Annotated in this window: 21 protein-coding genes; 13 read left to right on the forward strand and 8 right to left on the reverse strand. The window is 65.0% G+C overall.

The window, feature by feature from the left end; translation table 11 throughout:
- Positions 1-26 precede the first annotated feature (26 nt).
- From ACTOWK_RS04000 to ACTOWK_RS04010, 3 genes are read right to left on the reverse strand one after another with little or no spacing between them, the layout of a single operon-like run.
- Positions 27-1,271, reverse strand: a complete 1,245-nt coding sequence (locus ACTOWK_RS04000; protein ID WP_441328888.1) for a DGQHR domain-containing protein — start codon at positions 1,269-1,271, stop codon at positions 27-29.
- Positions 1,271-1,777 carry a hypothetical protein gene (locus tag ACTOWK_RS04005; RefSeq protein WP_441328889.1) on the reverse strand — a complete coding sequence of 169 codons (507 nt, stop codon included), beginning with the start codon at positions 1,775-1,777 and terminating at the stop codon, positions 1,271-1,273. Before ACTOWK_RS04005 ends, ACTOWK_RS04000 begins: the two co-directional genes overlap by 1 nt.
- Positions 1,774-2,481 (reverse strand): hypothetical protein, encoded by a 708-nt coding sequence (locus tag ACTOWK_RS04010; RefSeq protein WP_441328890.1) that lies wholly within the window; start codon positions 2,479-2,481, stop codon positions 1,774-1,776. Before ACTOWK_RS04010 ends, ACTOWK_RS04005 begins: the two co-directional genes overlap by 4 nt.
- 787 nt (positions 2,482-3,268) lie before the next feature.
- Between ACTOWK_RS04010 and ACTOWK_RS04015 the strand changes: the two genes are divergently transcribed.
- From ACTOWK_RS04015 to ACTOWK_RS04070, 12 genes are all read left to right on the forward strand, one after another.
- Positions 3,269-3,787, forward strand: a complete 519-nt coding sequence (locus tag ACTOWK_RS04015) for a hypothetical protein (protein ID WP_441328891.1) — start codon at positions 3,269-3,271, stop codon at positions 3,785-3,787.
- Positions 3,788-4,211: 424 nt separating this feature from the next.
- A complete protein-coding gene (locus tag ACTOWK_RS04020) occupies positions 4,212-5,300 on the forward strand; it encodes an SGNH/GDSL hydrolase family protein (RefSeq protein ID WP_441328892.1) in 1,089 nt (362 codons plus the stop codon).
- Positions 5,301-5,327: 27 nt separating this feature from the next.
- A complete protein-coding gene (locus ACTOWK_RS04025; RefSeq protein WP_441328893.1) occupies positions 5,328-6,002 on the forward strand; it encodes a hypothetical protein in 675 nt (224 codons plus the stop codon).
- A gap of 39 nt (positions 6,003-6,041) precedes the next feature.
- A complete protein-coding gene (gene lnt / locus ACTOWK_RS04030) occupies positions 6,042-8,492 on the forward strand; it encodes an apolipoprotein N-acyltransferase (RefSeq protein WP_441328894.1) in 2,451 nt (816 codons plus the stop codon).
- A 233-nt stretch (positions 8,493-8,725) separates the two neighbouring features.
- On the forward strand, positions 8,726-9,055 hold the full coding sequence (locus ACTOWK_RS04035; protein ID WP_441328895.1) for an ArsR/SmtB family transcription factor: 330 nt from the start codon (positions 8,726-8,728) through the stop codon (positions 9,053-9,055).
- Positions 9,052-9,534 (forward strand): SRPBCC family protein, encoded by a 483-nt coding sequence (locus ACTOWK_RS04040; RefSeq protein WP_441328896.1) that lies wholly within the window; start codon positions 9,052-9,054, stop codon positions 9,532-9,534. The genes ACTOWK_RS04035 and ACTOWK_RS04040 overlap by 4 nt, the downstream gene beginning before the upstream one ends.
- 34 nt (positions 9,535-9,568) lie before the next feature.
- Positions 9,569-9,982, forward strand: a complete 414-nt coding sequence (locus tag ACTOWK_RS04045) for a GFA family protein (RefSeq protein ID WP_441328897.1) — start codon at positions 9,569-9,571, stop codon at positions 9,980-9,982.
- A 351-nt stretch (positions 9,983-10,333) separates the two neighbouring features.
- Positions 10,334-10,990, forward strand: coding sequence for a hypothetical protein (locus tag ACTOWK_RS04050; RefSeq protein ID WP_441328898.1), 657 nt, complete (start codon positions 10,334-10,336; stop codon positions 10,988-10,990).
- 335 nt (positions 10,991-11,325) lie between these two features.
- Positions 11,326-11,787, forward strand: coding sequence for an ATP-dependent zinc protease family protein (locus tag ACTOWK_RS04055; RefSeq protein ID WP_441328899.1), 462 nt, complete (start codon positions 11,326-11,328; stop codon positions 11,785-11,787).
- A gap of 104 nt (positions 11,788-11,891) precedes the next feature.
- A complete protein-coding gene (gene rimK, locus ACTOWK_RS04060; protein ID WP_441328900.1) occupies positions 11,892-12,800 on the forward strand; it encodes a 30S ribosomal protein S6--L-glutamate ligase in 909 nt (302 codons plus the stop codon).
- A 600-nt stretch (positions 12,801-13,400) separates the two neighbouring features.
- A complete protein-coding gene (locus ACTOWK_RS04065; RefSeq protein ID WP_031371404.1) occupies positions 13,401-14,084 on the forward strand; it encodes a response regulator transcription factor in 684 nt (227 codons plus the stop codon).
- Between the two features lie 4 nt (positions 14,085-14,088).
- On the forward strand, positions 14,089-15,414 hold the full coding sequence (locus tag ACTOWK_RS04070; RefSeq protein ID WP_441328901.1) for a sensor histidine kinase: 1,326 nt from the start codon (positions 14,089-14,091) through the stop codon (positions 15,412-15,414).
- A 285-nt stretch (positions 15,415-15,699) separates the two neighbouring features.
- Here the strand turns inward: ACTOWK_RS04070 and ACTOWK_RS04075 are convergent, their stop codons facing one another.
- The 4 genes from ACTOWK_RS04075 to metF all read right to left on the reverse strand — a co-directional run bounded on the left by ACTOWK_RS04075 (position 15,700) and on the right by metF (position 19,968).
- Positions 15,700-16,614, reverse strand: a complete 915-nt coding sequence (locus ACTOWK_RS04075) for a branched-chain amino acid transaminase (protein ID WP_441328902.1) — start codon at positions 16,612-16,614, stop codon at positions 15,700-15,702.
- 106 nt (positions 16,615-16,720) lie between these two features.
- Positions 16,721-17,452, reverse strand: coding sequence for a hypothetical protein (locus tag ACTOWK_RS04080; protein WP_441328903.1), 732 nt, complete (start codon positions 17,450-17,452; stop codon positions 16,721-16,723).
- Between the two features lie 174 nt (positions 17,453-17,626).
- A complete protein-coding gene (locus ACTOWK_RS04085; RefSeq protein WP_441328904.1) occupies positions 17,627-18,895 on the reverse strand; it encodes a M12 family metallo-peptidase in 1,269 nt (422 codons plus the stop codon).
- A gap of 248 nt (positions 18,896-19,143) precedes the next feature.
- Positions 19,144-19,968: a methylenetetrahydrofolate reductase [NAD(P)H] gene (gene metF, locus ACTOWK_RS04090; RefSeq protein ID WP_031371409.1), complete on the reverse strand. Its 825-nt coding sequence runs from the start codon at positions 19,966-19,968 to the stop codon at positions 19,144-19,146.
- A 156-nt stretch (positions 19,969-20,124) separates the two neighbouring features.
- Between metF and ACTOWK_RS04095 the strand changes: the two genes are divergently transcribed.
- A complete protein-coding gene (locus tag ACTOWK_RS04095) occupies positions 20,125-20,823 on the forward strand; it encodes a GNAT family N-acetyltransferase (protein WP_441328905.1) in 699 nt (232 codons plus the stop codon).
- Positions 20,824-21,038: 215 nt separating this feature from the next.
- On the opposite strand, the gene ACTOWK_RS04100 is transcribed toward ACTOWK_RS04095, so the two are convergent.
- Complete coding sequence (locus ACTOWK_RS04100) at positions 21,039-21,815, reverse strand: hypothetical protein (protein WP_441328906.1); 777 nt, start codon at positions 21,813-21,815, stop codon at positions 21,039-21,041.
- Positions 21,816-21,888: the final 73 nt, after the last annotated feature.

Genomic DNA, 21,888 nt, shown 5'->3' on the forward strand with positions numbered 1-21,888 from the left:
GGGCTACGCGCCGCACGCGGGCTATTTCAAAGAACCTTGCTCGGTAGCTTGGCCGACTTGTTCCCGATGAAATCTCGATACCTGGGGAGTAGATCTTTCTTCCTCAGTGGAAGATTGGTCATATGTCGGCATAACTCCAACGCCATCTGCCTGCCTTTGAGCACGACCACACCTCTCCTAGCGTCCCAGATGGTGCCCGCATAGGGGCGTTTGCCAAGATCAGTGGGTAGCGCAGAAATCGCTTTCACTGCCTTTGGCAGTTCGACTTGGTGGTGCTTCGCATACTCGATTGATATGCGCGTGATGATTTCCAGACCGACTGGCCGAAACAGCACATGTCCCCCGCCATCATGACGATACTTGCGGGTGACAGTCTCGGGGGTCTTGCTCTTCATCAGCTGGGCGACCGCGGGGAAACTATCGGCAAGAGCGGTGAAGTAAGAAGACGCAAATTCGAAGTAGGCGTCCAGCTCTACATCGGACGGTCGGTTGAACCTCAAACTGGCATCGCGCGTCTCATCGATCTTGAACAAGAACAGGCGTTTAAGGATGTCGTAGAGATTGGTAATGACTGTCAGGGTGCCATCGCTCTTGGCAGGAAGATTAGTGCTACCAATGACGGCGATCTTTGGGGAGGTGAAGCGGGGGTCGGTTTCAACAAAACGGCGGGCCGTGATGGCCATGACGTCATCTTCGTCTAGCGCGATGATATCCATCTTCTTTACGGAGACCGCAGTCTTGTTGAGCGTGGTGAAAAGGCGGCGGGTCCTCTGCATACCGGCTGTCGTCGTCTTGTGGCCTACAACGATGATCGGAACGAGATCTTCTTCCAGTGGGACGCTCTCAGAGAGAGCGCGCTTGATCCCGGCTAGTCGATGCTGTCCATCAATGGCAAAGATCCTTTCCTTTCCGTTGAATTGCAAAAACCCGATGGAGTCGGCCATGCCGTCAGGCAATTGGTCGATGATCTTCTTTTCCCTCTGGGACTGAAAATTTCCGACTTCAAGCCACTTGGGTTCACCCTTGTAGGTTGCGAGCACCAACGAGTTAAAGAATCGCTCCGGTGTTGATGAGAGGTAGCTGGCGATCTGCTGCGCACGCGAACCTTCCAGCACCCGTTGGATAAGTTTGGACAGCTCTTCGGTTTGTTGCATTTCCTGCGCGTAGTGAACGCGCTGGCCCAACTCGCTGATCGGGATCAGACAGCTGTAAAACACCCAGCTGCCGAACGATCCACGAAGCGCGGGCAGGAGTAGGGGCTTGATCGTCATCAGAAGGCATCCCGTGCTTGCTGGATACTTGCGGAAAAGTCACGCGAGTTCACGATGGGCAACAGCGCGTCCAGGAGAGATTTCTCCAAGCGCCCGAGGTTGATGTTGGTGTCCGGGATCTCAACGAAGTTGAAGACCAAGTCCGAAGCCCACTCCTCCATCATGTAAACAATTCTTAGTCTTGCGCGCGTCCGTTTTGCTTCGGTTAGATACTGGCCATATCGGGAATGCAGGGTCGCCTTAGATGTCGAGACATCACCTGTTATTCCTACATAAAGAATGTAGCCATGCTGGGGCAGGTTATAGTTGGACAATTCGAGACTGAACGCATAGATACCACGAGTTTTTGGGATCTGACTGCGGTTTGCGCTGCTGAAAGGCAGGCGTTTCCACGTTAGTGGGTGCGGTGTGGAGAACTGACGCCACCGTGTGGTGCTGAGATTGAGAGAGTAGAGATCTCCCTTCATCTCCTTCCTGTTCTTAACCAGGTCATGACCTAAGCTCATGCAGGCCTCGCCTCGACAGCTACTCTGCCAGCATTACTTTTCCTCCGGGTTCTGACCTGAGTCATCCACGCGGTTGCCTGCTGTTCCCACAGCGCTAGGTCGCTCCGCAGCCACTCGCAGTCCGCTGCCACGAGAGCGTTGAGATTGCGGGGAAAAGCGGTGGTGTATCCCAACGGCGTCGCTTTGGAGCCGGCTTGGCTCGCTGCTCCGACAATTTCGTCCAAGATGCTCTTGTGGGCTAGGAACTGGCCCAGCACCCCGCTCAACTCGCTGCTCTCCGGACGCACCAAACCGATCTTATCTAGTAGCAGTTTTGCGACATGGTCATTGACCGCCACGATCGCCGCGACATTAGGCACTAGGTGAGGGCACTGCTTCTGGATGAAGCTCATTTCATCGATGAGTCTGAAAGGTTTGAAGTCCATGCCAGGGTGCTGGATGTAGAGCGAGGAGCCTGAGAAGGCCTTTTCTTCGTCTCGCATTTCCAAACCAACACCCGGTGGAGGAGCAGCTCGGAGGCGCTGATAGAGTTCGTCGCGCAACACATGACTTTGCTTCAACAGGGCTTGCAGCGGTGCATAGAACTCGTTGAGCTGACGGCTACGAAAACTCTTGATGACTGAGATTGCTTCTACCCCGGCCTTCTGGAACGCGCTCTCACGATCAAACCGCAGGCGGGCGCGTTGCAGCAGATATGCGGCCATGGAGGTGGCCAGAGCGGCAAAGATAGCCGCGAGGGCTGGTAAGGCTTTGTCAAACAACAATGGGCGCAATGCGCTGATCGCGCGGCGCGTCTGCTCGCTCTCTCGTTCGAGTAGGGCGGCGAGCTCGGCACGGCTAACCGGCGTCGCGCCGCTTACTTGCTGGGGCGGTGCAACCGTCTGCGGTGGCGGTGGCGAGGGAGGGCGCGCGGCCCCGCTGACCGTTGCGCCTGCCCCAAGGAGAAAGAGTAATGCCCATCCAAGGCGTCTTCCCACGGCAGGCCCCATCCTCGGCGTATGAAGGCCTAAGTATCCAGCGGCAGAGCACGGCTGTCACCTCCCTGAATAGAGGTGCCCCTCAGGCCGTGTCCCTAAGAGTTGGTTGGCGCACGGGAGCCGTCTTCGTTGTCCCTGATGCCCCGCGGAGCGCACCCGCAAGCTCCAACCGGACCGACGGGCCGGATGATCCATCCAGCAGTGCGGCAACGCTTACCAACGTCTTGATGGAATTGCTGAGCAAGACTGGGCTTCCTTGCGAGCGACATCCTGTGGACTGGGCTAGCCGAGATGCCGAGTTTAGGTGGCGTCCCGCGTCTGTAGCCGCGCATACTCTTTCTAGATGAGAAAGCGATGGCATGCACGGATGGCAAAGGTCATAGCGCAACCAACAGTTCTGGTAGCGTTTGGAATGGCGCTTTGCGCTTGCGCCGAGCCGTCCAGCTCAATGCAACCTCCAGCAAACAGGACCGCGGCTCCGGCTGCCGCTCAAGCCGATAGCAGCACTCAGCAGGTGGGATACGACACTGCCGAATTGCAGCGGCGGTTAATCGATGTGGCGAGCGGCCTGCGTACCTTCTATGACCTTTCACCGCACGCCCTGCAAAAGCGTTTGGGCCTGGATCTGCACCCGGATCCTAAACGGCCGCAGGCAACTGCCGGTATCGGTGCCTTGAGCAACGGGTGGGTTTATCAGGTGCAGGCGTGGCAGCTCACTGGCACTACACCGCCACCAGGCCCAGTCCAGTTCTACTTCTTCCCCGCCTCATCGGTTGACCCGAAATGGTGGGGTGGTGCTCGCTGCTTTCTCCACAGTGGAGTGCTGCTCGAAGGTTTGAAAGCGCAGGGCTTCGCGGTCGACGGTCAGCGCGATGATGGGGGTTTGCAGACGACGTCGCTTTCCCGGAGCAGTACTACGGCCGTGTTCACCGTAGTTGTCGGGGATCACCCCGCCAACCCCTTGGGTGAAGGTAGTCAGCGCTGCCTGCGCAAGCTCACGCTGACTGCTAGAGCGCCGACCCTGACGGGATAGTGAGCCGTGGACCTGCTGCACCGGTAAGGTGATTAGATTCGCTCAAAAGACGGTGGCCAGCGCAATAGCGCTCAACGGATAGGTCGTTGATGCCACGGTTGATGATCCATCGCTCAGGAATTGCACAGCGATCTGGCCGAACACATCCGACTCAATATTCGCCACTCGCTGCCGCTTCCTGGCCATTACACATCCGGAACAGACCCCACTTCCACGCCAAGTACGAAAACGTGATGCAGCCCCCTGCGGCTGTTGCAGCGCACATTGCGGACCCCTGGACCGTACGGTAGCGTCCGGGGGCGATGGCAGGGGGGAGGGATGCCCCGCGGTTCTGGGCCTCCTCGTCGTGAATCGGGTTTCGCGTTTTCTCATCGGACACCAGCCGGTGTCCCTGGCGCATACCATCTCGAAGGGGAATCAAAGGATGAAGACTCTGTTCCGCAATAGTGCGGGGCGGTGGCTCTCGGCTGCCGCGCTGCTCGCGCTCTCGGCCCCGACCACGGCCAGTACCCTCAATCAGAACGTGTCGTGGACCGTCGATCGGCCCGCCACCAGCACCAAGTACCGCGTCGTGGCTTACGGCGATTCGATCTTCGCCGGCTACAACGGTTCGATCAGCAATGCGGCGCGTTATTCGGCGCCGACGGTGGATGCCGAGTATTTGTCGGCACGCTGGAATGTGGATATCGAAAGCATTCGCCGCGCCAAGTCCGGTGCGGTGGCGCGCGACGTCTACGAGAACAAGATCGTGGCCGATCGCTCCTACATGCAAGCCGCCTCAACCCGGGTGGTGAGCTTCGAGATGTGCGGCAACGACGGTCTGCAGGCGCGCACGGCGTTCAAGGAGCAAACCGGTACCTGCAATTACAGCGGGCTGGATGCGGCGGTCAGTTCCTGCAGGACCTACGTGGCGGCGGCGATGGACTACATCAACGCCAACGCGCATGCCAACACCAAGCTCAAGGTGATTTCCAATCTGTACTACCCCGGCTACAACGCCGACAACGTGCAGAGCTCGTGCCGCGATGCCGCCACCGGGCAGACGGTGAACATGCGCGATCGCTTCCTGCCCGCCATCGCCAAGATGAACTACTGGATGTGCGAGTACGCCCGCCAGAAGGGCTTCCAGTGCGCGGACAGCTTCGCCCAGTACATGGGCGCGGACTACGACAGCAACGGCGACGGCCAGGTCGATTCCGACGCGCTGCGTTACGTGTCCGGCGAAAGCGAGGCCAGCTACATCAACCGCACCGCGGTCACCCTGCGTGCGACCTTGCGCGACGCCAACACCAAGTTCGTGTCGTCGTCCAGCTCGTTCGACTACATCCAGTCCGACGATACCCACCCGACCTACACCGGCGGCACGGTGTCGGCTGGCCTGTGGGGCGGCAGCACCGGTACCGGCGCGCCGCGTTACTCCAGCTTCACCAACGGCCGCAGCCCGATCTGGAACCAGTACGGGCATGAGCGCATGGGTTGGGCCTTGTCGGTCTACCAGCCGGCTTCGCCCTGACGGACGCGACCGGCGGATAACCGACTCATGACCAAGCGCGATCATCCGCATGCCCCGTCGTCCCGAGCGGACGGCGAAGGCATGCGTGTGATTGCGAAAGCGCCCGCGGCCAGTGGCAGGCGTTTGCTGTGGCTGGTCTGCACCGTCGCTGTGATTGCTGTGGCGGCGGTGGGGTGGCTGTGGATGCGCGAGCCTGCGCAGGGCGCGAATGCCGTCGTCGCTCAGACCGGTGTCGATCTCGATGCGGCGTCCGCTCCGGTGGACAGTCGCCCGCTATCGACGCGAGCGACACAGCAAGCTGCGTCGCAGCAGGAACCGCCGGCCATGCCGAGCAACGATCCCAACGACTTGGCCGCTTACTTCCAACCCGGCGATCCGGAGCCTACCGGCGCGCAAGTCATCGAGGCCTTGCAGCAGGCCGGCGTGCGCACGGGCCTGGGTGCGTTCAATCCGCCCGGTACCAGTCCGCCGTTGCTTGGCCTGGCCGTGCCGGAAAACTACGAATTGCCGCAAGGCTATGTTCGCCATCATCAGGTGACCGACGAGGGCGTACCGATCGAGCCGGTACTGATGTTCGCGCCCGGCTTCACTTTGCATGACGCGCAGGGCCGACCCATCGCGATGCCGGCCGACCGGGTGGTGCCGCCGGAACTCGCACCGCCCGGGATGCCGCAGCGGCCGATCCGGATTCCCCCGCGCTGACCCAGCGACACGGAGTGTTTCGATTTGATCCAGGAGCGGTTGTCCCCGTCCCGCTGGCGTAGCCTCGCCGGCATTCTCGCCACCGCTGTCTTGCTCGGCCTGTACGCTCGCGGCGGCCCCGCTTGGGGCCTGGGCTTCGTCGCCTTGGTGCCATGGCTGTTGGTGCTCAACCACGACAGGAGCACGCTGCGCGTGCTGGCCCACGGCGCGTTGATGAGCATCGCCTTCATGGCCGCGGTGTTTCATTGGTTCGGTGCGGCGATCGGCGCCTATACCGGGGTGGGCGCGTTGACCGCGACGGCGGCGCTGCTGGTGCTGGCACCGTTGTTGCAGCCGCAATTCCTCGCCTTCGCGTTCGTACGCCAGTGGGTGGGGCGCCGCTACGGACCGGTGCTGCGTGCCCTCGCTGCGGCGTCGGCCTGGGTGGCCTGCGAGTGGCTGATGCCCAAGTTGTTGGGCGACACCTTGGGGCACGGCTTGTTTCCGTCCGCGGTGTTGCGCCAGGTCGCCGACCTCGGCGGCGCCGCAGGCATCACCGCGCTATTGCTGTTGGTCAACGAGACGATCGCGCTGGCCATCGAACACCGCGAGCGCGGCCTGCGCGTGCTGCTGCGGCCGCTCGCGTTGGGGGCGCTGATCGTCGCGTGCATGGCCGGCTACGGCGGGGTGCGGCGGGCGGGCTTGCAAGCGCCGGTGGCGGATGACGCGCCGACCCTGCGCGTCGCCATGGTCCAGGCCAACATCACCGACTACGAGCGCTTGCGCAAAGAGATTGGCGCGTACGCGGTGGTCCGCAAGGTGCTCGACACCCATTACGAACTGTCGTGGTCGGCGATCCGCGACCACGGTGCGGATGTCTTGCTGTGGTCGGAGACCGTCTACCCCACCAGCTTCGGCAGCCCGCGCAGCGAGGACGGCGCCGCGTTGGACCGCGAGATCCAGGGTTTCGTCGATACCGCTGGCGTGCCTTTGGTGTTCGGCACCTACGACCGCGACGAGCAAGGCGAATACAACGCCGCTGCGTTCCTCGAACCCGGCAAGGGCTTGCTCGGCTTTTATCGCAAGACCCATCCGTTCCCGCTGACCGAGTACGTGCCGGGTTGGCTCGATGGGCCTGTGTTGCGGAGCTGGCTGCCATGGGTTGGCGGCTGGCGTGCGGGCGACGGTGCGCGCGTACTGCCCTTGCGCAGCGCGGACGGGCGCGGGGTCAACGTGGTGCCGCTGATCTGCCTGGACGATGTGCATACCGACCTGGCCATCGACGGCGCGCGCCTCGGCGCGCAAGCCATCATCGGCATGTCCAACGATTCCTGGTTTACGTCCTACCCGGTGGGCGCACGCCTGCACCTGGCGGTCGCGGCCTTCCGCAGCATCGAGACGCGGCTGCCGCAGGTGCGCGTCACCACCAACGGGCTCAGCGCGATCATCGACGACACCGGCGAGGTTCTGGCGAGCACCTCGGTCGGCGACCAGGCGGTGTTGACGGCTTTCGTCAGCGCCCGCGATCCATCGCCGACCTTGATGGTGCGCTGGGGCGATTGGGTGGGGCGTGCGGGCGCGGTCTTTTTGTTGGCCTTGGCGGGGCTGGCCGCATGGCAGGCATTGCGCCGCCGCGCCGGTGCCGCGCCGGAGCTCGAACCGGTCATCGAAGTCGTGGTGCTGATGCCGTTCTGGCGTGCGCTGAGCGGCGCGTTGAGGCTGTGCGCGGGTGCGGGGCTGCTATGGCTGGCCTTCGACATGCTGGCGCGCACCGGCCTGCAGATTCAATCCTTGTCGCAGCTTCGGCTATTCGCCGCGGCCGTGCTGCTGCCGTCGGTGGCCGCATGGGCCATCGAGCGCAGGTTCGCTGCGCAAGCGAGCGTCGCAGGTGCGTTGCTGGTACTGGATCAACGCCGGCAACGGATCGAGCTTCCGGTGGCGTCGATCGCCGCGCTGCGGCCCTGGTGCCTGCCGCTGCCGCGCAGCGGCGTCGACCTGCGCCTGGCTGCCGGTCCGCGCTGGACGCGGAGCCTGGCGCTGACCCGCCCGCATGCCTTGCGACGCCTATTGGCTGCGACCGGCGTGCCGATCGGTTGGGAAGGCCGCTTCGCTGCCGGTCGGGCCGATCTGATCCAGACCCGCGCCGACGCGCACCGGCGCCGGCTCGATCACCCCTTGCTGAAGTTCGCATTGTTCCCGCTGCTGTTGGCGCTGATCGCCTTCCGTCTGCACCAGGTCATCGCCTTCGGCGGTACCTTCGGTGAGTACTACAGCTACGGGCTGGCGGCGTATCTCATCGGTCTGCTGATCTGGTGGGCGTCCTGGTCGATCGGCCTGATGCTGTTCGCCGCCGTGCTGCGGGTCGCGATCGAAACGGTCGTGATATTCGCTATGGCGTTGCGCCTCAAGCACGCGGACGCCCTGCGCGATGCGCTGGAATGGCTGGGCCGTTTGGCGTTCTACCTCGGCGTCCCGGTTTGGCTGGCGTGGCGGTTGCTGTCCACGGGGTGAGGGGCGGAGTACGGCGCTACCGCGATCAGCCCGCGCGACAGCCAAACAACGCGGCGATAACGCGCAAGTTTCGCCACCTGCACGTAACCCGGGGCTGGACAGCGTTAACCGGAATCCGTTTTCGTTGGCCTGACAAGCCGCTAACGTCAATATTTTATATTTTAATCAATCACTTGGGTCTAAATGTCAAATTAGCATTGACTAATAAATAAGTATCAACTAATGTGTTTGACATGATCGAAACCGTCGCCATCAACGCAGTCATGCGCTCGCTCGCCGACCCCACCCGTCGGGCGGTATTCGAGCGGATCGTGGATACCGACGAGATCACCGTGGCCGAGCTGACGCGTGGGAGCGGGGTGACGCAAGGTGCGATCTCCCAGCACCTCAAGTCGTTGAAGCAGGCGGGCCTGGTGATCGAGCGCCCCGAGGGCCGCAACGTCTATTACCGCGCCGAACCCGCAGGCCTTGCGCCTCTGGTCGACTGGATGAGCCACTACGGCGTTTTCTGGCGCGAACGCTTCGCCAACCTGCGCACTGTGCTGAAGGAAATCGATCCATGAGCGACGCAGTATTGAAATCCGATATGCAACAGATCGTCGTCGACGAGGTCTTTCCGCATGCGCCGGAAATCCTTTGGAAAGCCTTGACCAGTGGTGACCTGATCGCGCGCTGGTTGATGCCGCCGAATGGATTCGCGCCGGTCGAAGGCAGGCGCTTCACGTTCCAGACCAAGGCGGGCGGCGCGTGGGATGGCGTCATCCATTGCCAAGTGCTGGAAGTGAGGCCGAACGAACGCCTCGTCTATGCGTGGAAGAGCGGACATGAGAGCAACGTCGGCTACGGCGCGCGACTGGATACCTTGGTCACGATGAGCCTGTCCAAAGTCGAAGGCGGAACGCGTCTGACGCTGGTTCATTCCGGCTTCGTCACGCCAAACAACGACATCGCCTTCAACAGCATGAGCGAAGGCTGGCCGAAGGTGTTCAAGCAGCTCGATAACGTCGCGGCCGAACAGGCGTCACCGGACTCCCTGCACTGAGCGATCGATCGCAGGCACAACCTAGGGATATGAAATGAGCGAGCCTTACAACGGCGGATGCGCCTGCGGCGCAGTCCGTTACGAAATCTCCGACGAGCCCATGGCGATGGTCGACTGCCAGTGCCGCGACTGTCAGCGCAAGAGCGGCACCGGGCACGGGTCGTATCTCACCTTCCCGAGCAGGGAGCAGGTGAAACTCAGCGGTGTGGCGACGCATTGGGACATGGTCGGCGACAGCGGCAATACCAAGACGCGCGGCTTTTGCCCGACCTGCGGATCGCCGGTCTATCTGACGTTTTCGGCCATGCCCGATCTGTTCACCGTGCACGCAGCGAGCCTCGACGACCCGGGCCGATACCAACCGCAGATGGTCGCCTACCGCGTGAGTGGCCATGCCTGGGATCATCTCGATCCTGCCCTGCCGAAGTTCGACAGAATGCCCGGGTAATCGCCTGGCTGCGGACCGTTTGGTTTCCGATCGCCCACTGTAGATTCGGCCGGCAATGACGCATCGCCGGTTACGTCACCGACGGTGCGCCCGACGCGGCTGGGTCATTCAGAGCGGGCCGTTGTCGTTTGTGCATTCGCTGCTGCTCCTACAGGCAGGCTCCGCCGTCGAGACTGCGTCGACCGATCCGCGAAGCTTTAACCATTGCCAACCGGTATCGCCGGCGAACCGCGTAACGCGCGCGGCTGCAGGCACACTGCTGCGCACTCGACAGCGAAGGGATGCGAGCGATGGGGCAGGATGCCGCGGTCATGCGGTGTGCATGCGCGAGTGCGGATGTCGGGGACGCCGATGCGCGCGCATGAGGTCGACGAGGGGCGCTTCGAACGCGTTCTGGCCTGGACGGTGGTCGCGCTGGTCCATGCCGGATTGATCTGGGCGGCGTTGCAGTTGCGCAGGCCGGCCGATCCGATCGACAGTGAAGCGAGCCTGACGGTGATTGTCCTGCGGCCGGCGGCATCGTCGTCTTCGCGCCCGAACGAAGCGGTGCGCACGCCGGTGGCGCGCGCCCTGTCGAACCCGGCCACTCCAAGATCGCCGCGCCCCGCATTCATCCCCGAACCCGCCGCGCCGGCACAGGCAGTGCTGCAGCACGCAGCACCGACCGATTCGACTGAACCCACCGAAGCGACCGGTCTTACCGCGATCCGCATCGACCGCAGCAGGCTCGACCCGGCCGGCGCCACGCCGGCGCCCTGGGATGCGCCGGCGCCCGATCTGTTGGCCAGCCGCGCGCCGGTGTTGCCGGGGCAAGGCGCGCGGCGTTTCCGCATGCAGCCGCCGAATTCGATCGCCGCTACGGTCGAGCGCGTCGGTCGACTGTTCGGCGGTCGCGGCGAGGACCCCTGCCTGCGCACTCGCGACAACATCGGTGAGTTGGCGGTGCAGGGCGATTCGGCCGCGCTGCAGCGCGAGCTGGCGTACGAGCGCCGGCTCTGCCGTCCCTGACCGGTTCAGCGATGCCGAGCCCGGGCGGGGCGCAACGTGGCGGCAACTGCAGCGGGTCGCTTGGCGCCCCGATTCGATGGCACCGAGCCGCGCATCGACGCTTCACCGCCGGCGCGCTAGACTGCGCGCCCGGTCCGGTGTGGGTCGTCGCGTATCGCACCGCAGCCCCAAGGCCGGACGATCCGCGCCCGCTCCGGTCCGATACGTACGGCGGCCGCGAGGTCGCCGTTTTTTGTCGCCGCGCGGCGCCTGGAACGGAACGACCGGCGGTCGTCGCGGTCCAAGCCAAGTCGTGGTCGTCGCAGGCCGACAGCAGTCGCTACAGCGGAGGTACGATGTCATCGAAGATCGTCCTCGGTTGGCGCGAGGCGGCGGCGTTGCCCGCGTTGGGTCTGGCCGCGATCCGCGCCAAGATCGACACCGGCGCGCGCAGCTCGGCGCTGCATGTGGATTCGCAATGGCGCTTCGTCGAGGCCGGCATGCCCTGGGTCGGTTTCGAGCTGACCCTGGGGGCGCCGGGCGCCGCCAAGGTCGAGGCGCGTGTCGAGGCGCGGGCGCCGGTGTACGACGAACGCTGGGTCACCGACTCCGGCGGCCACCGCAGCAGTCGGGTGTTCATCCGGACCGTGCTGAGTCTGGCCGGCACCGAACGGGAAATTGAAATAAACCTGGCGGATCGTCGTGGCATGCGTTTCCCGATGTTGCTCGGCCGCACCGCGGTGACCGAGTTGTTCACGGTCGATCCGTCACGCTCGTTCCTGCATGGGCGCGTCCGCCGGCGTCACCCGCGCGTCTGAACGCGCCGGGCGGTTCGCCCGTTCGCATTCACCTGCCTGCATCCACCCGTTTTCATCCGCCCCTTCCATCCACGCTCCTTCCACCTCCACGCGAATCCCTTCCGATGAAGCTTGCGATCCTGTCGCGCAACACCAAGCTCTATTCGACCCGCCGGCTGGTGGAGGCCGCCCGCGAGCGCGGCCACAGCGTGCGCGTGCTCGACCCGCTGCGCTGCTACATGCGCATCGCCTCCGACGGCTTCGAGATGCATTACAAGGGGCGCGAGATCTCCGGCTACCACGCCGTGATCCCGCGCATCGGCGCCTCGGTGACCCGCTACGGCTCGGCGGTGCTGCGCCAGTTCGAGTTGATGGACACCTACACCCCGAACACCTCCGACGCGATCCTGCGCGCGCGCGACAAGCTGCGCAGTCATCAGCTGCTGGCCGCCGAGAGCATCGGCCTGCCGGCGACGGTGTTCGGCGACAACCCCGACGACACCGCCGACCTGCTGTCGATGCTCGGCCCGCCGCCGCACGTGATCAAGCTCAACGAGGGCACCCAGGGCGCCGGGGTGATGCTGACCGAGAAGCTGTCCGCGTCGAAGGGCGTGATCGAGGCGCTGCGCGGGCTGTATGCGAATTTCCTGGTCCAGGAGTTCGTCGCCGAGGCCAAGGGCGCCGACCTGCGCTGCTTCGTGGTCGGCGGCCGGGTGGTCGCGGCGATGAAGCGGCAGGCGCCGAAGGGCGACTTCCGCTCCAACCTGCACCGCGGCGGCACCGCCAAGGGCGTGCGCGCCAGCGCGGCCGAGCAGGAGGTGGCGGTCCGCGCCGCCCGGGTGCTCGGCCTGGGCGTGGCCGGCGTCGACCTGATCCGCTCGGACCGCGGCCCCCTGGTCCTGGAGGTCAACGCCTCGCCGGGCCTGGAGGGCATCGAGGAGGCCAGCGGGGTCGACGTGGCCGGGGAAATCATCGAGCACGTGGCCGGCCAGCTGAAGCTAGGGACCGGGCGTCGCACCGCCACGAGACGCTGAACAGGCGTCCAGCCAGGCCCCGGAGCGGGCCGGCCGGGGAGAATGGCAAGCCTGGCAGGTCATCTGCCGGCGATCCGCCGAACGGTGCCTCCCCGGCACGGAAGGGCCGGGCCCTCAAGATGACAACTTCAGGTTGCTATTAATTATTTTTTAACATCGTTTTTAACGACGGTTTAATCGAAATCCGCGTAGCGTTACCCGGACCGCAGCACTGCAGCTCCTCCAAGTCACGCTCCTCGTCAGAACGTTACGGATAGGGATCTGGTCGGAAGCAGGTTACGGTAATCGGGGCAATACCCTTTTGGCCCAAGCGCGGTGGCCCCGCGCTTGGGCCTTTGTTTTGCGGGTATTTTGCTGATCGACGCCCCTGGCCGGAGGCGCCGCGGACGCCGCGCGAGGCGGCCCCGGCATCGCACCGGGCCGGGCGCCGGCCACGAACCGTGACGGCCGCAGCCTGCCGCCATGCCATCCGGCTCATCCGACATTGCCCCGCGCTCTGGCAGAATCGTTCGCTTGCCGCTGTTGCGCTTCGCGCAGCAGCCCGACTCTGGAACCCGGGCGCGATCTTGCGGTCGAACGCCACTCATCTGGGAAGAGCCCATGCGCATACTCGTGATCGAAGACAACCAAGACATCGCCGCCAACCTCGGCGATTTTCTCGAAGACCGCGGCCACACGGTGGACTTCGCCGCCGACGGCATCACCGGACTGCACCTGGCGGTCGTGCACGACTTCGACGCCATCGTCCTCGATCTGAACCTGCCCGGTCTCGACGGCCTGGAGGTCTGCCGCAAGCTGCGCAACGAAGCGCGCAAGCAGACTCCGGTGCTGATGCTGACCGCGCGCGACAGCCTCGACAACAAGCTGGCCGGCTTCGATTCCGGCGCCGACGATTACCTGATCAAGCCGTTCGCCCTGCAGGAAGTCGAGGTCCGCCTCAACGCCTTGTCGCGTCGCGGCCGCGGCGTACAGACCCGCGTGCTCAACGCCGCCGACCTGGAATACAACCTCGACACCCTGGAAGTGCGTCGCCAGGGCAAGCTCCTGCAGCTCAACCCGACCGCGCTGAAGATCCTGCAGGCGCTGATGGAAGCCTCGCCGGCGGTGGTCACCCGCCAGGAACTGGAAACCCGCGTGTGGGGCGAAGAACTGCCGGACTCCGACAGCCTGCGCGTGCACATCCACGGTCTGCGCGCGGTGGTCGACAAGCCGTTCGAGACGCCGCTGATCCAGACCCGCCACGGCATCGGCTACCGCATCGCAGCGCCCGAAAGCAACGGTTGACCGCGTGGCTGCAGAGGATCCTTCCGCAGCGCGGTTGAAGAAAAAGAAGCGCTACCGGCGGCGGTTGCGCAGCCGTATCGTCCTGTCCTTCGTACTGCTGGGTTTCGGCCTGACGGCGATGTTCGCGTTCGCGACCAACTGGACGCGGACGCGGGTCGAAAACCAGCTCGTCGAAGATGTGATGAATCGCAACATCGACGAATATGCGCGTCAGTTCTATTCGGCGCCGAACTCCAAGCCCGAGGTGCCGTTCCAGCAGGTCCGCGCGCGGGTGGTGAAAAGCGACCGATTCGAAGAACTGCGCCTCGAACAGCCCGACTGGTATGCCTTGCCCGACGGCATCCATAACATCCAGGGTAAGGACGCCGACGGCACGCCGTTCGCGTACAAGCTCGGGGTGCGCAAGACGCCGACGGAATGGTTCTTCCTCGCCTACGACATGAGCCAGGGCACTCTCAGCGAGCAGCAGTTCAACCGCGCGATCTATTTGTCGGTGCCGGTGTTCACCCTGTTCTCGCTGCTGGTCGGCCTGTGGGCGGCCTCGCGCGTGATGAGCCCGGTGTCGGAGCTGGCCAACCGGCTCAAGCGCTCCGGCCGCAGCGCGCAATCCGAGGCGCTGGCCGCGCACTTCCCCGACGACGAAGTGGGCCAGCTCGCCGAGGCGCTGGACGACTACGCCGAGCGCCTGACCAACGTGGTCCAGCGCGACCGCGAGTTCAACGCCGACGTCAGCCATGAGCTGCGCACGCCGCTGGCGGTGATCAAGGGCGCGGTCGAGCTGTTGCTGTCGCGCCCGGACATCGAGGACAAGACTCGCAATCGATTGTTGCGTATCCAACGCGCCGAGCAGCAATGCACCGACCTGATCAGCGCCTTGTTGTTGCTCTCGCGCAACGAGCGCGGACACGGCTCGACCGACATCGCGCGGCTGTCGGAGCAACTGCTCGACGCCCATCGCGCCCAGCTCGGCGGCAAGCCGCTGATCCTGCGCATCGAAGGCGAGCAGGGCCTGCTCGTCGACGCCCCGGAAGCGGCGGTCGCGGTGGCGCTGGGCAACCTGATCGGCAACGCGGTCAAGTACACGACCCAAGGCGAGGTGGTGGTGCGTTTGCACGCGCGCTCGGTCGACGTCATCGATTCCGGCCCCGGCCTGAGCGCCGAGGACGCGGCCAAGCTGTTCGAACGCGGCTACCGCGGCACCCATGCCGGCCACTCGCAAGGCGGCGGCATCGGCCTGTCGATCGTGCGCCGCCTGTGCGAACTCTACGGCTGGGACGTGCGGGTCAAGCCCGGTGAGGTGATGGGGGTGGTGGCTACCTTGACGTTTTGAGTTGCCGGGACTGGGGACTCGGTTAAAAGCCGGGACTCGGGGCTCGGGACTGGGGACTCGGTTAAAGCCGGGACTGGGGACTCGGGACTGGGGACTCGGTAGAGCAAAAACAAAAACGCCCGGCTTCGTCGAAGCTGGGCGTTTTGTTTTTTATGGATCAATCGAGAACGAGGTTGGACTTCAGCTATCAGCGAACCGCTTTACGAGTCCCGAGTCCCGAGTCCCCAGTCCCGGCTCCCAACCGAGTCCCGAGTCCCGAGTCCCCAGTCCCGAGTCCCGACAGCTTCAGCGAACGGGCTCCAACCACCCGTACTTATCCGCCGTCTTGCCATTGAACAGACCGAAGAACAGTTCCTGGATGCGCTCGGTGACCGGGCCGCGGCGGCCGCTGCCGACCTGGCGGCCGTCGACCGAACGGATCGGGGTGATCTCGGCGGCGGTGCCGCACATGAACAGCTCGTCGCACAGGTACAGGTATTCGCGCGGCAGGTCGCGTTCGATCACTTCGATGCCGACGTCGCGGGCGAGGGTGATGATGGTGTTGCGGGTCAGGCCGTTGAGCAGCGCGGCGCTGACCGGGGTGGTGTGCAGGGCGCCGTTGAAGACCAGGAACAGGTTTTCGCCCGCGCCTTCCGAGAGCAGGCCGGTCGAAGCCAGGGCGATGCCCTCGCCGAAGCCCAGGCGACGCGCTTCGCGCGCGACCAGCTGGCCGGACAGGTAGTTGCCGCCGGCCTTGGCGCCGGCCGGGATGGTGTTCGGCGCAAACCGCTGCCAGCTCGACACGCAGGCGTCGATGCCTTCCTCGAGCACGCTCGCGCCGAGGTACTGGCCCATCTTCCAGGTCGCCACGGCGACGTCGGTCGGGGTGTCGGCCGACAGGCCGAAACCGCCAAGGCCGCGGTAGGCGACCGGACGCAGGTAGTCGGTGGTGTGGCCGTTGGCCTTGATCACTTCGTGGCAGGCCTGGTTGATCTGCTCGACCGAGTACGGGATGCCCATGTCGTAGATCTTCGCCGAGGCGAACAACCGGGTGTTGTGGTCGTTGAGGCGGAAGATGACCGGACCCTGCGGGGTGTCGTAGGTGCGAATGCCCTCGAATACGGACGAACCGTAGTGCAGCGCGTGCGACATGACGTGGGTGGTTGCTTCGGCCCAGCGCTTGATCGCACCGTTGTGCCAGATCCATTCGGGGTATTGCATCGTCGGCTTCCGTGGTGGGGTTGGGGAAACCCCTATTGTGCCCTGCCAGCCGGGTTCAGGCCCAATCGAGCGGCGTATGGAAGCCCATGCGGAGCCGGGCGCACGCTCAGCCGCCGCGGATCCACCAGCAGCCGAAATGGCGGTACAGGCCGAATACGGTGCGCGACGGCGTCACGCCGTTGGCCATGGTCTGCTCCAGGCGCAGCGCCACCGGCGTGCGTCGGTGTGCGACCGGCGCTGCGGGTGGCGGCGCTGCCGTGGTGCCCTCGTTGGCGTCGTCGGGCGCTTCGGCCGTGGCGGCGCCGGCCGGGCTGCCCAGCGGCGTCGCTGGCGGCGGGATGGGCGGCAATGGCGCGGTGGCGGCATTCGGCGCGGCCGGCGGCAGGGTGGTCCAGGCGCCGCCGCTGGGTTCGGGCGGCGGCGGTGCCGGCGACGACAGGATCGGGGCGATGTCGAGCAAGGGGCGCTGGGCGATCGCGTCGAGCCGCTGCAGCACCGCATAGCCCTGGTCGCCGGACATGCCGGCCCAGTGATAGGCCGAGGCCAGGCGGTTGCCGTCGTGGGCGTCGATCGCGCTGGTGATCAGCCCGACCAGGTCGCGCAGATTGCGCGCGCAGCCGCCGACATAGGCCTGTTGTTGCTTCTGCTGGGCGGCGGCGCCGCGCGGCAGGCGGTCGACGCCGCCGACCGAAGCGCAGTCGCGGTCGGTATAGACCGAGTTGCCGTGGGTGTCGGTGCAGCGACGGATCTGCGCCGATGCGGCGCCCGGATACAGCGTCGCCACGGCCCACAGGGCGGTCAGCGACAACGACAGACAGAGGCGGACGAACGAAGGCATCGGCGAAGACTAGCGCTGAGGGCCGGTCAGGGACAGTGCGGCGATGCCGAAAGGATGCCGCGGGCACATCGGCCGGCGGCGAATACGCTGCGAACGCCGCGGCCGGATCGCCGCGGCGTCGTGCGAGGACGCAGCCCGCAGGCTGCGCCCTTGCGGCTGTCGCCTAGGCGGCGATCAGCGGAACGCACCCACGGTGGCGGCGCGTTCGTTGAGCACGCGGGCGTTGTTGCTCTTCGCCGCGGTGCCCATCGGCACGCCGTTGTAGGTGATGTTGGGGTTCGACCAGTAGTTCAGGCGCGGACAGTTGGAGCCGCAGTTGTAGGCCATGATGGTGCGCCAGGTCTTGTTCGGCGCCCAGTAACCGTGACCGTAGGCATAGGCGGTATTGGTGCCGTTGCTGGGGTCGTGGTGAGCGCCGAAGTTGTGGCCGATCTCGTGGGCGAAGCTGTAGTAGCCGGTCATGCAACTGTGGCCGACCACGCTGAAGGCGCTGGCCGCGTTCGAGTTCAGATAGCCCAGGCCGCAGTACGCCGGGTCGGTGATGATCAACACGTTGACGTCGGCGGTGATCGTGTTGCGGGTGGCGTGGTAGCCGTCGAGATAGCCGTCGCTGGTGCCGCGGAAGCGGCTCAGGTCGGTGTCGAAACCGGCGCTGACATAGCTGTTGGTGTAGTTGCCGGCCAACTGGAAGCGCACGTTGACCGCGCTGTTGGCGAAGCTCTGGTTGCTCTCGGTGATCGCCAGGTTGGACTTGGTGGTGATGTTGCCGACCGCATTGGCGGCGGCCTGGGTGTAGACCACCATGACCCGCACGGTGACCGGCGCCTTCTCGCCGGCAGCGGCCTCATTGAACTTGGGGTCGTTGAGGAAGGGCACGATCGGCTTGGCGGTATAACCCGCGGCCGGGTGATCCGGCGGCATCAGCGCCTCGTTGATCAGGCTGATGGTGTGGCCGCCGTTCTTGAGCGGATCGATGCGGTAGAGCTTGCCGCCGCTGCGCACCGTGCCGGACATCTGATCGCCCTGGCGCACGATGGTGGCCGATTCTTCCGGATCGCCGATGAGTTCGGCACCGGTGAACTGGTTGATGCGCTTGAGCTGGGTGTTCGGGTCGCCGACCAGGCCCTGCCAGATCACCACGCCGTCGGCCTTGCGCTCGGCCTGCAGCTTGTGCGCCTTGAGGCTGACGCCGGGTGCGAGGTTGAGCAGCAGCTCCTGTTGATTTTCGGTGATCTGTGCGGTGTTGGCGCGGACCAGGTCGACCTTGACCGCGGCGCGCTCGGCCTTGACGGCCTGGTAGGCGGTATCGGTATTGGCGCTGCGCACCTGACTGACGGCAGGCGAAGAGAACAGCGGGGCCGGTTCGGCGGCCGAGGCGGCGCCGGCGAGGCCGAGCGACAGAGCGATGGCGAGGTTCAACGGCAGCAGCTTGCGTGCGGACATGATGCGCGCTCTCCAGTGAGGACCGCTGCGCGTCGGGGCACGGGGCCTCGACGGCGGTCTCGAGGGCATCGCCCGTCGTGGCGATGCATCCTGCTGGCAGTGAGCTACCGCGCCGTCTCGCCGCTCAAGACCGAACTTGTCGCAGGACAAATCGGAGATGAGACCTTTGTTAGCAATTCGTCATCAGCGCTGCGTGCGCAAGGTCGATTCTTGACGCTTGCACTTGTTCTTTCAGGTGCCTGAATGCTTCAGGCGATGCGCGACAGCACCGTCAGGGTCGGCTTGGCCAGGTTGAGCGTGTAAAAGTGCAGGCCCGGCGCGCCGCCTTCGATCAGGCGGCTGCACAGCTGCGCGACCACATCGGCGCCGAACTCGCGCACGCTGTCGGCGTCGTCGCCGTAGGCCTGCATGCGCTGGCCGATCCAGCGCGGGATCTCGGCGCCGCACAGGTCGGAAAAGCGCCGCAACTGGCTGAAGTTCGAGATCGGCATGATCCCGGGCACGATCGGAATATCGATGCCGGCCGCGCGCACGTCGTCGACGAAACGGAAGTAGGCGTCGGGGTTGTAGAAGTATTGGGTGATGGCGCCATCGGCGCCGGCGCGGACCTTGCGCTTGAAGTTCTCCAGGTCCGACAGCGCGTCGCGCGCCTGCGGGTGGGTCTCCGGATAGGCCGCGACTTCGATATGGAAATGGTCGCCGGTTTCGGCGCGGATGAACTCGACCAGTTCGTTGGCATAGCGCAGGTCGCCGGCGCTGGCCATGCCCGAGGGCAGGTCGCCGCGCAGGGTCACCAGGCGGCGGCAACCGAGTTCGCGGTAGCGCGCCAACAGCTCGCGGATCTCCGCGCGGGTGCCGCCGACGCAGGACAGATGCGGCGCCGCATCGAGGCGATGCTTCTCGCGCAGGCGCTGGATCGTGTCGGGGGTGTAGCTCAGGGTCGAGCCGCCGGCGCCGAAGGTGCACGACACGTAGTTCGGCGAGTAAGGCCTGAGCTTGGCCGCGGAGCGGTCCAACTGGGTGCGCTGCTCGTCGGTCTTGGGCGGGTAGAACTCGAAGCTGATCGGCAGCATGGGCGAGTCGCACGGTGGTGGGTGCTCGGATAATATCTCTCTATCGCGATGAATGGAATAAGGCTGTTTCGGCCAAGATCCGGGTTTGCCTAAACTGGGGTCGTTACCCCGCCGAGCGGAGCTTCCCTATGAGTACGATCCGATGAGCGCAACCCGATGAATTCAGGCCAGCCCCACGTCCTCGACAACCCGATCTGGTCGTCCCTGCGCAGCCGCCATGCGGCGCTGGCCTTGAGCGCCGGGCCGTTGGCGCGCTACCCGGCGCAGATCGCGCCGTTCATGGGGGTGGCCGAGGAGGGCGCCGATGCCGAGGCCGCACTGGCCGAGCTGGTGCGTTGGCAGGACACCGTGCTGCTGCTAGACCGCGCGCCGGCGATCCCGGCCGGTTGGGAACTCAAGCACCTCGCCGACCTGGCGCAGATGATCTGCGAGGCGCCGATCGCGGAGGACGGGATGACCGACGACACGAGCGATATCGTCGAACTCGACGAACGCAGACGCGATGACGTGCTCGCCTTGACCGCCCTGGTGTATCCGCATTACTTCCGCCCGCACACGATGGCGCTGGGCCGCTATTTCGGCGTCTACCGCGACGGGCGCCTTGCGGCGATGATCGGCGAGCGCATGGGCATGGAGGCCTACACCGAGATCAGCGCCGTCTGCACGCATCCCGACTTCAACGGCCACGGCCATGCGCGGCGATTATTGAGGTTCCTGTCCAACGACAACCACGCCCGCGGGCGGATTCCTTTTTTGCACGTCAGCCATGAAAACCCGCGCGCGGTCGAGTTGTACGAACGCAACGGCTATCGCCTGCGGCGGGATATTCCGTTTTGGTCGTTGCGGCGGCTGTAGGAGGCGCGTTTGCTGTTGCCGCGCATGGCTATCGTTTGAGCGAAAGCCGGGACCCACACGGCGCAGGCTTTCTGGATCGATGCCTCGTCATGCAGTTGCGTGTCGCGGCTTGCGCCGCTCCTACCCTTGGTTGCGTAGCTTTTGGGTAGGAGCGGCGCGAGCCGCGACCGCGATGCTGCGGCCCGCGGCGTTACTCCCGCTCATCCGCGGAACGTTCAAATCCCCGGAATACCAGGGATATCGTCGGGCAGATCGATATCGGGCAGATCGATGTCCGGCAGGCTCACGTCCGGCAACAGATCGAGATTCAGATCAGGCAGGCCTACCGGCGGTAAGTCGGTGATGTCCGGGAACCAGGATTGTTCGGTGAGGCGATCGAACAGGCGTTCGCCCTGTTTGCCGACGGCGAGCGACGGCCCCAGCGGGGTAAAGGCGAAGGGACCGGCATCGCGCAGGTATTGCACGCCGGTGTCGCCGAGGATTTCCGGCACGTCCTCGGGTTCCAGTTTGCCGATGGTGATCTTGGTCTGGTCGATGCCTTCCTGGTTGAGCACGTCGCCGATGTCCGGGGTCAGCGCGATCACCGTCAGGTCCTGCACGGATAGGCCGTACAAACCCGAATCGACGTAGGCATCGGGGTGCGACGCGAAAGCGAAGCGGCGGAACGCGGCCGAATCGCGCTCCAGCTCGGCGAAACCTTGCGGGTCGCGGATGCGGTAATCCTCGATCGCCGTCTGCAGGGCGAGGGTGGTCTTGTCGCGCCATTCCAGCCCTTCCGGCGACAGGTCGGTGCGGTCCAGGGCGGCGAACCGCTCCATGTATTTGTCGCCGTAGCCCAGGTAGTAGTCCGGCGGCTCCACGCCCGGGTTGCGCGCCTGGAAGTCGGCGAGGCGTTGTTCGTAGTAAGTCTGGGTGCCGACCTCGACCGGCGCCGGATCGTTGGCGGGCGGGGTATAGCTCGGAAACGACGGGCCGTCGATGGGGCGGATCATGGCGCGCTCCTGCAGGATTTCGCTGCCAGCCTAACGGCCGCGATTGCGTCTGCCAGCCTCGGTAGGACCCTAG

It is taken from the genome of Lysobacter sp. CA196 (genome assembly GCF_052078695.1).
GTDB lineage: Bacteria > Pseudomonadota > Gammaproteobacteria > Xanthomonadales > Xanthomonadaceae > Lysobacter.

Excerpts from the sequence above, each read along its gene's own strand:
- ACTOWK_RS04050 (WP_441328898.1), top strand. The coding sequence starts at position 10,334 with ATGCGCGCGCATGAGGTCGACGAGGGGCGCTTCGAACGCGTTCTGGCC.
- ACTOWK_RS04000 (WP_441328888.1), bottom strand. The coding sequence starts at position 1,271 with ATGACGATCAAGCCCCTACTCCTGCCCGCGCTTCGTGGATCGTTCGGC.
- ACTOWK_RS04020 (WP_441328892.1), top strand. The coding sequence starts at position 4,212 with ATGAAGACTCTGTTCCGCAATAGTGCGGGGCGGTGGCTCTCGGCTGCC.
- ACTOWK_RS04065 (WP_031371404.1), top strand. The coding sequence starts at position 13,401 with ATGCGCATACTCGTGATCGAAGACAACCAAGACATCGCCGCCAACCTC.
- ACTOWK_RS04010 (WP_441328890.1), bottom strand. The coding sequence starts at position 2,481 with ATGGCCGCATATCTGCTGCAACGCGCCCGCCTGCGGTTTGATCGTGAG.
- ACTOWK_RS04045 (WP_441328897.1), top strand. The coding sequence starts at position 9,569 with ATGAGCGAGCCTTACAACGGCGGATGCGCCTGCGGCGCAGTCCGTTAC.
- ACTOWK_RS04025 (WP_441328893.1), top strand. The coding sequence starts at position 5,328 with ATGACCAAGCGCGATCATCCGCATGCCCCGTCGTCCCGAGCGGACGGC.
- ACTOWK_RS04040 (WP_441328896.1), top strand. The coding sequence starts at position 9,052 with ATGAGCGACGCAGTATTGAAATCCGATATGCAACAGATCGTCGTCGAC.
- ACTOWK_RS04035 (WP_441328895.1), top strand. The coding sequence starts at position 8,726 with ATGATCGAAACCGTCGCCATCAACGCAGTCATGCGCTCGCTCGCCGAC.
- metF (WP_031371409.1), bottom strand. The coding sequence starts at position 19,968 with ATGCTGCCGATCAGCTTCGAGTTCTACCCGCCCAAGACCGACGAGCAG.
- ACTOWK_RS04005 (WP_441328889.1), bottom strand. The coding sequence starts at position 1,777 with ATGAGCTTAGGTCATGACCTGGTTAAGAACAGGAAGGAGATGAAGGGA.
- ACTOWK_RS04095 (WP_441328905.1), top strand. The coding sequence starts at position 20,125 with ATGAATTCAGGCCAGCCCCACGTCCTCGACAACCCGATCTGGTCGTCC.
- ACTOWK_RS04080 (WP_441328903.1), bottom strand. The coding sequence starts at position 17,452 with ATGCCTTCGTTCGTCCGCCTCTGTCTGTCGTTGTCGCTGACCGCCCTG.
- ACTOWK_RS04085 (WP_441328904.1), bottom strand. The coding sequence starts at position 18,895 with ATGTCCGCACGCAAGCTGCTGCCGTTGAACCTCGCCATCGCTCTGTCG.
- ACTOWK_RS04100 (WP_441328906.1), bottom strand. The coding sequence starts at position 21,815 with ATGATCCGCCCCATCGACGGCCCGTCGTTTCCGAGCTATACCCCGCCC.
- ACTOWK_RS04055 (WP_441328899.1), top strand. The coding sequence starts at position 11,326 with ATGTCATCGAAGATCGTCCTCGGTTGGCGCGAGGCGGCGGCGTTGCCC.
- rimK (WP_441328900.1), top strand. The coding sequence starts at position 11,892 with ATGAAGCTTGCGATCCTGTCGCGCAACACCAAGCTCTATTCGACCCGC.
- ACTOWK_RS04075 (WP_441328902.1), bottom strand. The coding sequence starts at position 16,614 with ATGCAATACCCCGAATGGATCTGGCACAACGGTGCGATCAAGCGCTGG.